The organism is Thiorhodococcus minor, assembly GCF_010820565.1.
In the GTDB taxonomy this organism is placed as follows: Bacteria; Pseudomonadota; Gammaproteobacteria; order Chromatiales; family Chromatiaceae; genus Thiorhodococcus; species Thiorhodococcus minor.
The window spans coordinates 1-15,766 of sequence record NZ_JAAIJQ010000076.1; the positions used below are offsets into that span (position 1 = coordinate 1).

At 66.2% G+C, this 15,766-nt stretch carries 14 protein-coding genes; 9 read left to right on the forward strand and 5 right to left on the reverse strand.

Going from position 1 to position 15,766, the window contains the following annotated elements:
• Positions 1-248: 248 nt before the first annotated feature.
• Positions 249-2,651, reverse strand: coding sequence for a hypothetical protein (locus tag G3446_RS20050; RefSeq protein ID WP_209262525.1), 2,403 nt, complete (start codon positions 2,649-2,651; stop codon positions 249-251).
• Between the two features lie 307 nt (positions 2,652-2,958).
• On the opposite strand from G3446_RS20050, the gene G3446_RS20055 reads away from it, so the two are divergent.
• From G3446_RS20055 to G3446_RS20070, 4 genes are all read left to right on the forward strand, one after another.
• On the forward strand, positions 2,959-3,387 hold the full coding sequence (locus tag G3446_RS20055; RefSeq protein WP_164454683.1) for a hypothetical protein: 429 nt from the start codon (positions 2,959-2,961) through the stop codon (positions 3,385-3,387).
• Between the two features lie 151 nt (positions 3,388-3,538).
• Positions 3,539-4,348, forward strand: coding sequence for a DUF2726 domain-containing protein (locus tag G3446_RS20060; RefSeq protein ID WP_164454684.1), 810 nt, complete (start codon positions 3,539-3,541; stop codon positions 4,346-4,348).
• A gap of 147 nt (positions 4,349-4,495) precedes the next feature.
• Complete coding sequence (locus G3446_RS20065) at positions 4,496-5,125, forward strand: PHP domain-containing protein (protein ID WP_164454685.1); 630 nt, start codon at positions 4,496-4,498, stop codon at positions 5,123-5,125.
• An 8-nt stretch (positions 5,126-5,133) separates the two neighbouring features.
• Positions 5,134-5,961, forward strand: coding sequence for an FRG domain-containing protein (locus tag G3446_RS20070; RefSeq protein WP_164454686.1), 828 nt, complete (start codon positions 5,134-5,136; stop codon positions 5,959-5,961).
• A 42-nt stretch (positions 5,962-6,003) separates the two neighbouring features.
• Here the strand turns inward: G3446_RS20070 and G3446_RS20075 are convergent, their stop codons facing one another.
• From G3446_RS20075 to G3446_RS20085, 3 genes are all read right to left on the reverse strand, one after another.
• The gene (locus tag G3446_RS20075; RefSeq protein WP_164454687.1) at positions 6,004-6,333 is read right to left on the reverse strand and encodes a non-heme iron oxygenase ferredoxin subunit; all 330 of its coding nucleotides are present in this window, start codon (positions 6,331-6,333) and stop codon (positions 6,004-6,006) included.
• Positions 6,330-7,454 (reverse strand): anthranilate phosphoribosyltransferase, encoded by a 1,125-nt coding sequence (locus tag G3446_RS20080; RefSeq protein ID WP_164454688.1) that lies wholly within the window; start codon positions 7,452-7,454, stop codon positions 6,330-6,332. The genes G3446_RS20075 and G3446_RS20080 overlap by 4 nt, the downstream gene beginning before the upstream one ends.
• A gap of 167 nt (positions 7,455-7,621) precedes the next feature.
• Positions 7,622-8,512 carry a carbon-nitrogen hydrolase gene (locus tag G3446_RS20085; RefSeq protein WP_164454689.1) on the reverse strand — a complete coding sequence of 297 codons (891 nt, stop codon included), beginning with the start codon at positions 8,510-8,512 and terminating at the stop codon, positions 7,622-7,624.
• A 185-nt stretch (positions 8,513-8,697) separates the two neighbouring features.
• Between G3446_RS20085 and G3446_RS20090 the strand changes: the two genes are divergently transcribed.
• From G3446_RS20090 to tilS, 3 genes are all read left to right on the forward strand, one after another.
• Positions 8,698-9,465, forward strand: coding sequence for a metal-dependent hydrolase (locus tag G3446_RS20090; RefSeq protein WP_164454690.1), 768 nt, complete (start codon positions 8,698-8,700; stop codon positions 9,463-9,465).
• A 275-nt stretch (positions 9,466-9,740) separates the two neighbouring features.
• Entirely contained in the window at positions 9,741-10,697 is a 957-nt protein-coding gene (accA, locus tag G3446_RS20095) for an acetyl-CoA carboxylase carboxyl transferase subunit alpha (RefSeq protein WP_164454691.1), read from the forward strand.
• 27 nt (positions 10,698-10,724) lie between these two features.
• Positions 10,725-12,122, forward strand: a complete 1,398-nt coding sequence (gene tilS, locus G3446_RS20100) for a tRNA lysidine(34) synthetase TilS (protein WP_164454692.1) — start codon at positions 10,725-10,727, stop codon at positions 12,120-12,122.
• A gap of 618 nt (positions 12,123-12,740) precedes the next feature.
• Here the strand turns inward: tilS and trxA are convergent.
• Complete coding sequence (gene trxA / locus G3446_RS20105; protein WP_164454693.1) at positions 12,741-13,604, reverse strand: thioredoxin; 864 nt, start codon at positions 13,602-13,604, stop codon at positions 12,741-12,743.
• 213 nt (positions 13,605-13,817) lie between these two features.
• On the opposite strand from trxA, the gene trxC reads away from it, so the two are divergent.
• Positions 13,818-14,252, forward strand: coding sequence for a thioredoxin TrxC (trxC, locus tag G3446_RS20110; RefSeq protein ID WP_164454694.1), 435 nt, complete (start codon positions 13,818-13,820; stop codon positions 14,250-14,252).
• A 161-nt stretch (positions 14,253-14,413) separates the two neighbouring features.
• Positions 14,414-15,568 (forward strand): glutamine-hydrolyzing carbamoyl-phosphate synthase small subunit, encoded by a 1,155-nt coding sequence (gene carA / locus G3446_RS20115; protein ID WP_167757096.1) that lies wholly within the window; start codon positions 14,414-14,416, stop codon positions 15,566-15,568.
• Positions 15,569-15,766: the final 198 nt, after the last annotated feature.

Below are 15,766 nucleotides of genomic sequence, written 5' to 3' on the forward strand. Positions count from 1 at the left end.
CGCAGTGCGGGAAATCTGCATGCTGCGTTTGACGAGGGGGGCCAGGGGCGACCCTGGCCTCTACTCTACCGGTTCCAATTGCCGAATCTAGGTTGAAAGCTGTCGGCCGCCAGCACGCTGGAATCGGTCGGCGGACGCCTGCTTGGTCCTTGATGGAGCAGGCCCAAGGGGTGAAGGCATGGAAGCGGCCAAGACCTCGATGGGTCGACATGGCTGGCACTCCTTGGCATGTCTCCGCCGCCTGGGAGTCACGCCTCCTGTTGTCCGCTCTGGCGCTTGTCCTCGAGCGCCTGGACAGCCGTGCGCCTGGGAGCGGAGGCAATCTCTTCTTCGTCTGCCGATAACAGCTCTGCCAATGCGTCCTCGTAGAGCTGGATACGCATGGTGGTGGAGGTGATCCGGCCCTCGCAATCTGCAAGGTCGCTGTCGTTGATGTCCTTGCGCAGCGCGAGTGCGCTCAGCTCCTCGCGCAGCTTCGATCGCTGATCCTCCTCCGCGCGCTCGGTCTTCTCGATGGTCTTGAGATCCTTGGCGATGTCTCGCGCCGTGCGGTTCTCGGCGACCTTCTCCGCGCGACTCCAGAAAACGCGCTTGCGCTGGTCCGTCTTGGCGCCGGACTCGGCCTCGTGATCCGTGAGCAGCTGGCTGAGCCGTTCCGCCTCGGCGCGCTGCAAGGCGAGATTGGCTTCCAGGGATGCGATGCGCGCGTCTAGCCCTTCCATGGCCTCCTGCAGCTTGCGGCCGTTCTCACGCAGGGCTTGACGCTCTGTGCGCTGCTTGGCGTCCAGGCCGCGTAGTCGCGAGATCTCCTCACGCGCGCCGGCGAGGCGCACCTTGCGGGTCTCGCGGCGGCGCTTGAGCTCGAGCTCGGCGAGCTTTTGCTGGTGCGCGAGCTGCTTGACCGCCTCGGCTTGCCGCACCCTGGCGAGGCTCTGGGCCTGGGTACGGCGGATTTTCTCCTCGCGCAGGCGCAGCGTCTCTTCGGCGCGCCTTTGCTCGGTCTCGAAGCCCGTCCTGAGCTGGCGCAGCTCTTCCTCCTCGCGGTCGCGGCGCTGCTGCCAATCCGCCCGCGCGCGCTGCAGCTCCACGGCCAGCTCGACGCGACGCTGGTCCTTGAGCGCCTTGGTCTCGTTCGCGAGCTGTGCCTGCAGTTGAGCGGTTCGGAGATTGAGCTCGCGGTCATAGGCGGCCAGCTCATGCTCGCGGCGTTGGCGGGCGAAGCGCATCTCATGCTCGAGATGGGCGCGTCTGTGGGCCAGTCGGTCATGCTCCAGGGATTGCTCGGCGAGGAGCTGCGTGAGGGGCTCGCGGACCTCGACGAGCGTCTTGCGGTCGGCGAAGAAGGCTGCGGGATCCCTTTCGTAGGCCTGCCAGAGTCGCGCGAACTCCACCGGGTTGCAGCGTTGACTGGGATCTTCCGGCAGCTCGAAGCCTGGGATGTCGCTGAGGCCGCCTTCCAGATACTTGCGATACTGCATCTGGGTCGTCTCGCTGAAGTAGGCGCGTACCGCGGGCGGCTCGAACAGCTTCAGGGCGATCAGCGAGAAGAAGAGCACGGCGAGCGCGGCTTGGGCGAAGCCCTCGACGGTCTCGAAGTGGGGCACGCCGGCCTCTTCCGGGCTCTCCCTCAGGGCATGCAGCGCCTTGGAGCGGGCCGCGAAGCTCAGTTTCGGGGGGCTGGGCGCGACCTGTGTGGCGGCGATGTCCTCGGCGATCTCGTCCAGCCGCGCCTGGTGGGCCGCTCCGAGGTCCTGCAGCGTCTTGGCCTGGGCGCGCAGCGACTGCTCCAAGGCCTTGATTCGGTCGCTGATCTCTGCGACCCGCTCCGACAAGGCGGCCTCCTTCTCGGCCAGCTCGGCGGCGATGCGGTCCACATTGGCCTCCCACTTGCGCGCCTCCGGGCCGCGGCCCTCGGGGCGCCCATGGCGCCCGAAGATCTCATCGCCGACGCGTCGCTGGGCTTCCTCCAGGTCTTTGCGGAGGATCTCGATCTCTGGCGCAACCTCGGCCTCGATCTCGGCGCGCCTGCGTCGCTCCAGCTCGATCGAGGCGTTGAGCCGCGCAATGGCTTGCTCCACCGGCGCGACACGCTGGAGGTAGGCCTGGCGCAGCTGCGCGGTCCGCTCGTCGATCAGGCCCTGAAGGTGGTCTTCGCGCTGGGTGTAATAGCGCTCGACCTGGCGCTGGTGGTAGGCGGCGATGTCATCGGCGCGGATGAGCTTGGCGATGAAGGGGGCGGTGACATAGAGCGAAATGGCGACGATGAGGAGTCGTACCAGGATGCCAGTGGCCCAGCGCAGCAGGGCGCCAAGGCCCTGATCCTGTTTCGATGCGCTCCAGCGGCGGGCGCGCAGTTGAGGGCGCTCGGAGATGATCAGGGAGGCGTCGATGATCCAGATGATGCCGAACATCAGGCAGAACAGCAGGATTCCGGCGAAGGGGGCGAGCCAGGTCGCATCGCGTGGGACCATGGTTGCGCCAACCAAGCCCCAGACGATGCCTTCCACGCTGGCCATCAGGAAGATGACGACCCAGGCGAAGCCGAGCCAGGTCGCGACGGCCGGGGTCAGCAGGTGATTGCCGTAGGGGCGCAGACGAAGAGGATCCAACCGCACCTTGTTGAGCAAGGGAAAGCGCGATTTGGCATCCATCTTCGGGATTTCCTGAGGTGGTGTCGAGCGTCGGGGCACGGGCGGGAGGGGCGGCTCCTGCGGCCGTGGCGACGCGACTGGCCAAGGGTTCTGCGGTGACCGAGGTCCCCGCTGCGACTGCCGGCCTATTCTAAACGATCCTCTACGCGCAAGGGGGTTGGCTGATGCGCCTCGCCTTCGCTTGCGTCTCGGAGGCGCCCCGAGCATGATGTGCGGCTACGCGGACCGCGGGGCGTCCACGCCGCGCGGTCGAGCATCGGGTCGCCGTCCCGATCGCCCCTGTCTTGCTCACGAGGTAACGAGTCCCATGGATCGCTTGACGCGAAATTCCATCATCATTTCCGCCATCCTCCTGGTACTGCTGATCGTCTCGCTCGCCGCCAGCCAGAATGAGCTGCGCCCCCGCGTCTGGCAACTGAACGAGCTGCTCGAAGACGACCCGGTGCTGGCAAACTATCCTTATGATTTTCGCGTGCTGCTGTTTCTCAATGGGATCGTCACCTTGACGAGCCCGCATGCCTCGGAGGCGCCGCTGGAGCCCTTCCTGGCCAAGGTCGACCCAAGGGTTGCGGACAAGCCCGCGGGATCGCCCGAGATGCGGGCCGCGGGGCAGCGTTTCAGGGAGGTCGAGATGCGCGCGATCCAGGTCATGGTGTCTCAGCCCGATGTCGAGTCGGTCGTCTGGGCCCTCGACAAGGCGTGGTATCACAAGAACAAGGTGCCCTTGGGCGACTGAGTCCGTTTCGGGCCGCCCTGTCGTTGCGGCCAGGGATGCGCCGGTCGCGGGGCGCCGATCCTGTCGCCCCATCGCTGACGTTGGTCAATGCTCGGGCCGTGGTTGCGGGCGGTCAGGGTGCAGCCGCCTACTGGGCGGGGAGGTTGCGGCAATGGGTCACTTCTATTTCCTGCTGACGCTGGGCGCTGTCGTCCTCGTCGCTTTCCTGCTGAGCGTGCGTCGTGGCGTCAAGCGTCGGCTGCAGCTCCCCTATGTGCTGGACCCTGGCCTGCTCCGGCCATCGCAGCGCGCTTTCAAGGCGGTGCTGGAGCGCGCCTTGGGCAAGCAGCATGAGATCTACGTCAAGGTGCATGCGATCGACGTCATCGGGCTGCGGCCGCGTCTGTCCAGGCGTGAGCAGGAGCTTGCCCTGGCGCGGCTCGGCGACCGCCGTTTCGATTTTCTGATCTGCAGCCGGGAGACGACGGCCATCCTCTGTGCGGTCAACCTCGCGCCGCGCTCGCGGCTGCGCAAGCAGCCGCCGCGGGATGCCCTGGATCGGGTCTGCGCGGCGGCCGGCCTGCCGCTGGTGCGCTTTCGCGAGAGTGAGCACTATTCGGTCGTCGACATCGAGGAGCAAATCTTCTCGGCCATGCAAGCACAGGGCGCCGCAGCGCGGGGCGATGCGGTGTCCGTCGAGGAGACGGACGCCGCGCTGCAGGATCTGTCGCGGGCCGTCATCGACGAGCCGCGCGCGAGCGGTCGGCGGCCGCCGCGCCTTGCGTCCGCTGCCTCGGGTGCGCGCTCCGCTCTGGCGAGCAGGCCCGCTGAGGGCGCGCGAGGCGAGGCGGAGCCGCGTCGGCCGAAACGTCGGGCGCCGACCCTGGGCAGCCATGAGCCGCACGTCGTCGAGGAGGGGCCTAGCTTCCGAATCGACGGTGATCTGGACGACGACCGCGCGCTGGCCTCGCGCAGGATCTAGGGCCCGCGCCCCTTCAGGTTGCGGCCTCGCCCCGACGACATCGCATGGAAACCCAAACGGCTTAGGATGGCGGCCCTGTCATCTCGTCGCGCGCCCCGATCGGCTCGGAGTCTGGCAACCGACGACGCACCCATTCCGGAGACCGCGATGCTGCCGCAAGATCTGCATATTCACTCCACCTGGTCATCCGACGACAGCGCCATCGTCCCCGAGCAGACCATCGAGCTGATCGCTGCCGTGCGTCATGCCGAGGTCGTCGGGATCAGTGATCATTTCGAGCACCTGCACCAATGCTTCGATGACTATGCGGCGGCGGTGCGTGGTGCAGGTCTTCGCCTCGGTACCGAGGTCAATGGTCACGAGTGGGTGGATGCGGCGCTCGAGCACAGTTGCGACTACCGCATCTTCCACTGCTATGACCGTGATGCCGACTATGCCGCCCTGGAGCCCCTGCTGGCGAGTGGACGTCCGGTGATCGTCGCCCATCCGAACGCCTTGAATACAGACCTCTCGCGGGTGCCGCCCGAATGCCATGTCGAGATCAACAACCGCTACGTTTGGCGTTGCGATTGGCGGCGTTTCTACGGCCCCCATCGCGATCGCTTTCGCTTCGTGATCAGCTCGGATGCGCATCAGCCCAACTGGCTGGGGCAGGGCGTCGCGCGCTATGTGGCGGACGTCCTGGGTATTCGGGAGCATCTGCTGTTCGGCCAGGCGCGGGAAAATCCCTCGCCGCGTGCGCAACGGGAAAAGGTGCCGTCCATTGATCGCGGGTGATGCAGCGCATGAATCTTGAAGGCATGCCCGCAGCCGACGTCGACCATCCCAATGCGGCGATCCGCATCTCATCCTGGGCCGAGCTGCTGGATGCCCTCTTCGCGGACAGCTGGGTCCCGGAGATCGGCCGCTACCGCTCGCGCTATGCCTTCCGTGGCCTCTCCGATGCCGGCTATCCGCTCGAGACCACCTTGATTCGGCTTGGCGGAGACTATGCCCCGCTCGAGCGGCACCTGCTGCGAAACTTCCGCAAGTACGCTCATCGCCGGGTCGTGGAGCGCGATTCCGTCTGGCATTGGCTCTCGGTCGCCCAGCACTACGGGCTGCCGACGCGGCTGCTCGACTGGACCTACTCGCCCTTCGCCGCGCTGCACTTCGCGACGGCCCACATCGACAAGTTCGATCGGGATGCCGCCATCTGGGGCGTGAACTACATCGAGGCCCACCGCCTGGTGCCTGACATCCTGCGCTCGCGCCTTGAGCTGGAGGGGGCAAACGTCTTCACGGTCGAGATGCTCTCCGAGAGCATCAAGTCGCTCCCCGAGCTGGAGCAGCTCTGCGTGCAGCCCTTCACGCTCTTCTTCGAGCCACCGTCGATCGACGATCGCATCGTCAATCAGTTCGCCTTCTTCTCCATGAGCTCTGATCCGACCCTGTCGCTCGATCGCTGGCTTGCGGACTACCCGGAGATCTGGCGCCGGATCATCATCCCGGCCGAGCTGAAGTGGGAGATTCGCGACAAGCTCGACCAGTCGAATGTCACGGAGCGCGTCTTCTTCCCCGGGCTGGAGGGGCTGACGGCCTGGCTCAAGCGCCATTACAGCCCGCGCGACTGAGGGCGCCGCCGGTCTCCCAGCGGACGGACGGCGCGCCTCGGTCTAGTTGGATGGCTGTGTCGGGTCCAGCCAGACTTGGCCATCCGCGACCTTCACCGCGTAGGTACGGATGGGCGCGTCGGCGGGCTCGTCGAGCGGATCGCCCGTCACCAGGCTGAAGCGGCTGCCGTGCAGCGAGCACTTGATGCAGTCGCCATCCAGACAGCCGAAGGACAAGGGGTAGTCCTCATGGCTGCAGTTATCCTCGACGGCATAGAAGCTGTCGTTGACGCGGGCGATGATGAAGGGGCGCTCGCCCGCCATGACCTTGATGAACTTCCCGTCCGGGATCGCATCGGTCGTGGCGACGGCCACGAAGCTCGCATCGCTCATTGGCCCAACCTCTGTGCCGCGCGCCCCGAATCCAGCACCTCGCGTACCCGGTCGGCGGCGTCGGCCTGGGATTCGGCGCGCCCCAGGTGCCAGAGGATAAGGGCGCCGGTGAAGACCAGGCTGTCGTAGGTCGGACCCTTGAGGCCCTCCAAGGCTTGGGTGCCGGCCTGGGCGGCGGCGCGGGCCGTGGCGGCGACGTCGACCGCGACAGCGATCTCGTCGCCGGGGCGCTTCGTCTGGGGTAGGTCGTCCGGCAGCGCGACGGCGCGCACCGGCTGCTCGATCCCCAGCTCCCTGGGATCGATCTCGAACGGCACCTCCTCGCCGCCGTGCTGGTAGCTGAAGCAGGTCCCCTTCTGGCGCAGCGATGGGATGACACCGCCCTCGGTGCCGCGGATCAGCAGGGCGGAGTCGAAACCGGCATGCCGCGCGAGCAGGGCGTAGATGCGCGGGTAGGGCTTGTGGACATAGCCGGTCACCAGGTGGGTGTGCTTGCGCCCGTGAATGGGACGGGCCAAGACCTCGGCCGTGGTGATCGCCTGGCGCTTCACCATGGTGGTGCGCAGGTCGACGAGGTTGTGCAGCGGGGCGCAGAAGGCGCGCTGGTCGACATAGGCCCAGCCGATGGCCGGGTCGGAGAGCCGCCCTGCTGCCTCGATCGGGCTCAGGTCCACCGCCACCCCGGCGGCCTCGAGCACGTGGCGGTGGGTCACGCCGAACTTGGGTCCGACCGCGTGCGCGCCGTGGCTGATCGCCGGGACACCCAGCTCGGCGAGGACCGGCATGAGAAAGGGCGCGGCCGGCAGGCAGCGGTTGTAGCCGTCGTAGGGGTCGGCGATATCGACGACGTCATCGACCTCCGCGACCACGCTGCCCGTCGCCTCGCGGATGGCGTCCAGGATGCCTTTGACCTCGTCGTCGGTCTCGCGCTTCATCCGCAAGGCGATCAAAAAGATACCGGCCTGCACCGGATCCACCTTGTTGTCGAGGATGGCGCTCATGGCCGCGCGCGCTTCTTCCTGCGAGATGTCCTTCGACAGCTCAGGCCCAGTGGCCACACGCTGGATGATGGAGCGCATTTGGAGCTTGGCGTCGTCGGGCGCAGTGGTGCTGGTGCTCATGGTGTCCTCCGGGGACTTCGAGAATGTTTGGCTGTCTCCGGGGTGTCCCCTTGTGCGACACGCCAGCGGCAGTTTGCGGTTGGTGCCCATCTTTTGCCCCCGAATCCTAAGGGCACGGCTGGGGCTTCTCAATCTGCTTCTTCCAGGATGCCGAGCGCGGCCGTCGGTCAGTCGCGGTAGCGCCTGCTGAGGTCGGCATAGGCGTCGATGCGGCGGTCGCGCAGGAAGGGCCAGATGCGTCGTACCTGCTCGGTGCGGCTCAGATCCACCTCGGTGACGAGGAGCTTGGGTGCTTGGTCGTCGGCCTGGGCGAGGATCTCGCCCTGTGGGCCGCAGACGAAAGAGCTGCCCCAGAAACGGGCGCCCGGGGTGACTCCGCTGGGATCCGCCTCGTAGCCGACGCGATTGCAGGCGGCCACGGGTAGGCCATTGGCGACGGCGTGCGCGCGCTGGATGGTGATCCAAGCCTGGAGCTGGCGCTGCTGCTCGTCCGAGGTGTCGTTGGGGTCCCAGCCGATCGCGGTCGGATACAGCAGTATTTGCGCCCCGGCCAGGGCCATTGACCGGGCGGCCTCCGGAAACCATTGGTCCCAGCAGACGAGCACGCCCAGTCTTCCCGCCGCGGTGTCGACCGGATTGAAGCCCAGGTCTCCTGGGGTGAAATAGAATTTTTCGTAATAGCCGGGGTCGTCCGGGATGTGCATCTTGCGATAGATCCCCGCGAGCGAGCCATCCGTATCCAGGACCACGGCGGTGTTGTGATAGAGCCCGGGGGCGCGGCGCTCGAAGAGCGAGCCGACGATGACCAGCTCGAGCTCGCGCGCCAGGCTGCTGAGCCGCTCGGTCGTCGGTCCGGGAATCGGCTCCGCCATGTCGAAGAGCGCGGGGTCCTCGGTCTGGCAGAAGTAGGGGCCATTGTGCAGCTCCTGCAGCAGCACCAGGGCGCAGCCACGGATGGAGGCCGCGCGGATCGCCGCCTCGCAGTCGTCTAAGTTGGCGGCGGTGCTTCCTTGGTCGGACTGTTGGACGAGCGCGATGCTGAGGGGTGAGCGGGCCATGATGCGAGAGCCTCCGGGTTGCAACTGGTCCCATTATCGGCCGATTTCCGGCCGAGATGGGCTGTACGGCCATCCGTCTGGGCCAATCGGGCGAGATTGCGTCGCATTTGCTGCTAAGATAGTGGTAAGCGCACGCGCCCCATTGGACCGTGCGGTGTCCGATTCGATCGATCCCGAGGCCCAGCATGGCCAACTTTCAGACGCATCTCAACGGCGGCATCGTCGTTAGTGCCGCGACCACGCTCTCGCTGCACATGGCCGGCTTGATCCCGAGCGGCCACACAGTCCCCCTCTTTGTCATAGGGGTGATCGGCAGCCTCCTTCCCGATATCGATTCGGACACCTCCAAGCCGGTCAATGCCCTCTTCAGCGTGCTCGGTGCCGGGCTGGCCTTCGCCATGACGCTGCCCCTGACCGGGCATTTTCTGCCGATGGAGCTGGCGGGGATCTGGGTGGGCGTCTATCTCTGCGTGCGCTACGGCTTCTTCGAGATCTTCGCCCGCTTCACCGTGCATCGGGGGGTCTGGCATTCGTGGCTGGGCATCGCCGCCAGCGCCCTGACGGCCACGAATCTGGCCTATTGGATGTGGGAGCAATCGGCGGATCTGGCCTGGGTCGCTGGATTCGTCGTTGGCGTCGGCTATCTGACCCACCTGCTCCTCGACGAGCTGTTCAGCGTCGACCTCTTCGGCGCCAAGGTCAAACGCTCCTTCGGTACTGCGCTCAAGCCCTTCAGCGCCAGCTCGCCGATGAGCAGCCTCGCCATGCTCGCCGTCGTCGTCGGGCTGGTGTGGCTGGCGCCGTCGCCAGACCCGCTGCTGGCGCGGATCGACGCCGACCGGCTCCTGCGACTCGAGGCGATCGGCGGCCAGCTCGGCGACAGTCTGCAGCGCTCGCTCGCCCAGCTCGGCGACTGGTGGTCGCAGCTCGCGCGTCTCATCAGCCTGGGTTGACGGTCCCGGCCATCTTCAGACTGTACTCGCACGGCTGGGTGCGCTAGATTGGCAAGCCTTTGCCCGCGTGGAACGACGTTCGGGGCTAGGTTCTTGCGCGAGCGCGATGGGCGAAGGCCGCGCTCTGCTCGCCCCGGCACGAGGCCCGCTGATGGGCTCGGGCGCGCTGGCCGGATCCGGCAGGGTGCGCGCCTGCCGCTATGCGGACGACCGACTCCGGCACACCTTGGCGCCCCTTGAGCCGCCTCCGCTATCCAAATGACGTAGTTAGGGTTATGGACCTGAATTTTCTCGATTTTGAACAGCCGATCGCGGAGCTCGAGGCGAAGATCGAAGAGCTGCGACTGGTTGGGCACGACAATGAGCTCAATATCCAAGAAGAGATCGAGCGGCTGCAGAACAAGTGTGTCGCGCTCACCGAGTCGATCTTCTCCTCGCTGACGCCCTGGCAGATCTCGCAGCTCTCGCGTCATCCGCAACGCCCCTATCTGCTCGACTATGTGCGTCGCATCTTCGACGAGTTCCACGAGCTCCACGGTGACCGCGCCTTTGCGGACGACCGCGCCATCATCGGTGGTCTGGCCCGCATCGATGGGCGTCCGGTCATGGTCATCGGCCATCAGAAGGGCCGCGACACCAAAGAGAAGATCATGCGCAACTTCGGGATGCCGCGTCCCGAGGGCTACCGCAAGGCGCTGCGCTTGATGGAGATGGCCGAGCGTTTTCGCATGCCCATCCTGACCTTCATCGACACGCCGGGTGCCTATCCGGGGGTTGGCGCCGAGGAGCGCGGTCAGAGCGAGGCGATCGCGCGCAATCTGCGCGAGATGTCGCGTCTGCGTACCCCGATTCTATGCACCGTGGTGGGCGAGGGCGGCTCCGGCGGCGCCTTGGCCATCGGTGTCGGTGACTGGCTGGGGATGCTGGAGTTCAGCACCTATTCGGTGATCTCGCCGGAAGGCTGCGCGTCCATTCTCTGGAAGAGCGCGGACAAGGCCCAGCTTGCGGCCGAGGCCATGGCGATCACGTCCGAGAAGCTGATGGAGCAGGGCCTGGTCGATCAGGTGATCAAGGAGCCGCCCGGCGGTGCCCATCGCGATCCGGACGCGGCGGCGAAGAGCGTCAAGGAGGCACTCCTGGCGCGTCTCGAAGTCCTCGGATCCGCCAGCCCGGACGACCTGATCGCAGCGCGCTACAAACGGCTCATGTCCTACGGCCGCTTCAAGGAGTGATGGAGATCGATCGCCGCTGTTAGCGGGATGCCTGGTCTCGATACCACCGAGCTGGCTCGTCAGCTCGGGGCCTATCCGGGCGCCGCGCGCATCTGGGTCGCCTTCAGCGGAGGCATGGACTCCTCGGTGCTCTTGGCGGCGCTCCACGACGTCAAGGATGCATTGCCCGGAGTGCTGCGGGCGGTGCATGTCGATCACGGTCTCCATCCGGAGTCTCGCCGCTGGGCGGAGCACTGCGCCGCCTTCTGCGACGCGCGCTCCATTCCGCTCACCGTCGAGCGCATCCGCGTGGTGCCCGCCGCTGGCGATAGCCTCGAGGCCGTTGCGCGCGAGGCCAGGTACGGCGTTTTCAAAGGGCTGCTCGGTCGCCGCGAGCTGCTGCTCACTGCCCACCACCAAGACGATCAAGCCGAGACCTTGCTCCTGGCGCTGCTGCGCGGCAGTGGTGTGCGCGGTCTCGCCGCGATGCCGGTGTCGGCGCCTCTCGGGCGCGGTCGCCTGGTGCGGCCTCTGCTGGGCCGCCCCCGCACCGAGATCGCGCGCTTTGCGGCCGAGCGCGGCCTGGCCTGGATCGAAGACCCGAGCAATGCGCAGACGGACCTGGATCGCAATTTCTTAAGGCATCGCGTGCTTCCCATGCTGCAAGACCGCTGGCCGGCGGTCAGCGCCACCCTCTCGCGCAGCGCCCGGCATTGCGCCGAGGCCGCCGGGCTGGTCGCTGGTCTTGCCCATGACGTCCTGCCGCAAGTGCTCGGCGAGTGCAAGGCCAGCCTGTCGATCGGGATGCTCATTCAGCTGGATCGCCCCCTGCAGAAGGCGGTGCTGCGGGCCTGGCTGGAGCTCTATGGCTTCCCCTTGCCCGACGCCAGACACCTCGAGCGGATCCTAGCCGAGGTCCTCCCCGCGCGCCCGGATGCCAGCCCGCTCGTCGCCTGGAAGGGCTGTCAGATTCGCCGCTACCGCGACCATCTCCTCTGCATGGTGCCGCTGCCGGAGCCGCCCGCGGAAAGGCTCAGGATCCCATGGTCCATCGCGGCGACGCCGGCGATCCTCGAGCTTCCAGGCCAGCTCGGCAGTCTCGAATGGCGGCCCGACCACAGTCATCCAGCTACGGCTCGGCGACAGCCCGAGGCGCTGGAGGTCCGCTTCGCCCAGCCCGGTCAGCGTTGTCGCGCTCGGCCCGAGGGTCATACGCGTGCCTTGAAGGACCATTTTCAAGCGGCTGGCGTGCCGAATTGGCTGCGCCCCTATGCGCCCATGGTGTTTTGTGGCGATCGCCTGGTCGCCGTGGCTGGTGTTTGCGCCTGTGCGACCGAGTGGGTGGACGCGCTACCTGGCACATTGCTCTGGCAGGGGCGGGCACCGGAGCCTCTGGACGGCTTCTTTCAGCGCGAGATCCGGGTGAGCCTGCCCGGGAGCCGGTGAGCCGAAAATCGGTCGTTGGAACCGCAAAGGCGCGAAGGACGCGAAGGAAGACAAGGGCGTGTGCGATGCGCATCTGCTACCCCTGGGCGAGCAGGCTCGGCTTCGCAATGCATTGAAATCCCCTGCGCGCTTCTTGCCCTTGGCGGCTCAATCTCAAGATGGGGAGCAGCCAGCTTCCAGCTCTCCTCCTCAGAGCGAAAACAGAGCGAAGACACCTCCAAGACGAGGCTTCAAGCTGGCCGCAATTCCCGAAGCGGTCCCTTCAGCCTAGATCCGGCGGTTGACCCTAGCTTCGGCAATTGGAACCGCAAAGGCGCGAAGGACACGAAAAAAAACAGAGGCTTGCATCGCTGCGTCGCTTCACCCTCTGGGTGAGCATCGCTTTGCAGACAAGGTGTTGAAATCCGTTGCGCTCTTTGTGCCCTTTGCGGTTCAACAGCTCTTTTTAGGTTGGCCGCTTCGTGCTTCATGTAACGCCTTGATCACTTTCGAGATCGGGGTTTCCTGCTGGCTCACCCGCCGGGTGAAGCCCGCTACGGCCTCCAGTGCACGCCCCGCGCGGCGCCTGGCTGTGTTGCAACGGATTCTCTCTTGAGAAAGATGCCGTCGGATCTAGGCTCAATAGAGCGCGTTCATCATCTTGGCGCGATAGCGGGCGACCAGGTCGTCGTTGCTGTCGAGCATGTCGAAGACGGCGAGCATGCCTTTGCGGCCCGCGTCATCCTGGAAGGCGCGGTCTCGCTTCATCAGCTCAAAGAGGTGCTCGAGCGCGCTGGCATAGTCGCCCCGGAGCACAAGCGCGGCCGCAAGCTGATAGCGCGCCTCACTGTCCTTGGCATCTGCGTCGAGCCGTGCCTGGAGCTCGGATTCGAGGGCCGCGTCGGCCGCGGCGCTGGCGAAGCGCAGCTGTCCGCGCAGGGCGGCGACCTCGGGATCGTTCGCCAGGTCGATCGGCAGGGCGTCGAGGCCGGAAAGGGCCTTGGTGATGTCGCCTTGCGCGGCGGTCAGCCTCACCTCGGCCAGCGCGAGTCTACCGTTGCCCGGATCCTCGGCCTTGGCTTGCTCGAGCAGGTCGCGCGCGGCGGCCAGATCCCCGGAGGCCATGAGGGCTTGCGCCTGTGTCAGGAGTCCATCGGAGGCCCGCGGGATGTGGCGGTCGAGGAATTCACGCACCTGAGACTCCGGGAGCGCCCCCATGAACTGGTCGATCGCCTTCCCGTCCTTGAAGAGCTGAACCGTGGGCAGACTGCGGATGCCGAATTGCGCGGCGAGGGCCTGCTCTTCCTCTGTGTTGACCTTGGCGAGCAGGAGCTTACCGCCGTAATCCTCGGCGAGCTGGGCCAGCATGGGCATCAGCATGCGGCAGGGGGCGCACCAGTCGGCCCAGAAGTCGACGAGGACGGGGCGCGCGAAGGATCCGTCGATGACGACGGACTGAAAGTTTGCCGCGGTGACGGTGATGACGTTGGTTGATTGGCTCATGATCCTAGAAACTTTCGGTGCTCAGCAAAACTTCGAATGCGCGCAAAATAGCCCTGGTGTCGAGCCGATTCAACCCTAGGTCTTGCTCTGCGGGGATCGGCTTTGTGATGATTTTCCAGGTCTTACAGAGTCAACTGACGCTGGATCCGATCGATCGGGCAGGGCCGATCGCTCCTGTCGACCGACCATATCCTTGCAGGGAGTAGTGTCACCATGTCTCAACATCTGCATGTCGTTTGTCCAAGCTGCGATGCGGTGAATCGGCTGCCGAGCAGCCGCCTGTCGGCTGGGCCCAAGTGCGGCAAGTGCCATGCCCCGCTCTTCGGCGGCCAGCCCTTGGCGCTCGACGAGGCGCGCTTTGCGCGTCATCTTGCGCGCAGCGATCTGCCCTTGCTGGTCGACTTTTGGGCCTCCTGGTGCGGACCCTGTCGGATGATGGCGCCGGCCTTCGCCTCCGCGGCCGCGCAGCTCGAGCCGGCGGCGCGTCTCATCAAGGTCAATACGGAGGAGGCCCAGGCACTCGCCGGCCGGCTGGGTATCCGCAGCATTCCAACGCTGATGCTCTTTCGGGGCGGCCGCGAGACGGCTCGCCAGGCGGGAGCCATGGATGCCGCGAGCATCGTCGCCTGGGCCCGCCAGCATCTCTGAAACCGCTCGGCGGTCCTACATGGACAGCCCGCCGGCCCTTCTTTAGAATGCGGCGGGATCTGTGCCTCGCGCCTGATCCGTCCCTAAGATGCGTGCCGGAGTGGCTGTCTCGATCGCCCGCCCCGGAATTCGCACGTCCTCGCCCGGATTCGGAGATACCCTTGAGAAAAGCCGCAGTTCTGGTTCTGGAAGACGGCTCGGTCTTCCACGGAACGTCAATTGGCGCCGATGGCGCAACCGTCGGTGAAGTCGTCTTCAACACCGCCATGTCTGGTTATCAGGAGATCCTGACGGATCCTTCCTACCTCAGGCAGCTCGTTACCCTGACTTACCCGCACATCGGCAATGTGGGCGCCAATCCCGAGGACGAGGAATCGACCGCCATCCAAGCCGCCGGCTTGATCATCCGGGATCTGCCCATCCTGGCCAGCAACTTTCGCATGCAGGAGCCGCTCGATGCCTATCTGGAGCGGCAGGGCGTGGTCGCGATCGCGGATATCGACACCCGTCGCCTCACCAGGATCCTGCGCGAGAAGGGGGCGCAGAACGGCTGCATTCAGGCCGGCGATGCGATCGACGTCGACGAGGCGCTTGCGCAGGCGCGGGGCTTTCCTGGTCTCAAGGGCATGGATCTGGCTCAGCATGCCTCCACGAAAGAGGCCTATGCCTGGACGCAAGGCACCTGGTCTTTGGATGATGGACTGCCCGAGCCACTGATGCCAGTCGGCGACAAGCTGCGCTACCACGTGGTCGCCTACGACTACGGCGTGAAGCGCAACATCTTGAGGATGCTCGTCGACCGGGGCTGCCATGTGACCGTGGTGCCGGCCCATATGCCCGCGGCGACCGTGCTGGGCTTGGAGCCGGACGGCATCTTCCTCTCCAACGGTCCCGGCGATCCGGAGCCCTGCGACTATGCGATCACCGCGATTCGCGAGCTGCTGGAGAGGGACGTCCCGATGTTCGGCATCTGCCTAGGGCATCAGCTCTTGGGACTCGCCAGCGGGGCGACGACGCTCAAGATGAAATTCGGCCACCATGGCGCCAACCACCCGGTGCAGGATCTCAAGACCGGCGTCGTCATGATCAGCAGCCAGAACCACGGTTTCGCGGTCGATGAGCAGAGTCTTCCGGACAACGTCGAGGCCACGCACCGCTCGCTGTTCGACGGCTCGCTGCAAGGCATCCACCACCGCGAGCGCCCGGCCTTCAGCTTCCAGGGGCATCCCGAGGCCAGCCCCGGTCCGCATGACGTCGCGCCTGTCTTCGATCACTTCATCGAGCTGATGCGCGAGCGCAAGGGCGATGCCGCCTGAGCCCGCTGCGTCAGCAGCGACCGAAAGAGACGGCTCGACCGAACGCGTCGCTTTGACCGAGCCAGCCGCTTCGCTCGAGCGGCTCGGCTCGACTGGACCGGAAACGCCTGGTGCGAGCACCGCACCGCCATGGCTGGACGCGAGCCCGAGGATGGCAGCCGATGCGACGAGCTCGGCCGGATGTCATCCGCGCTGCTG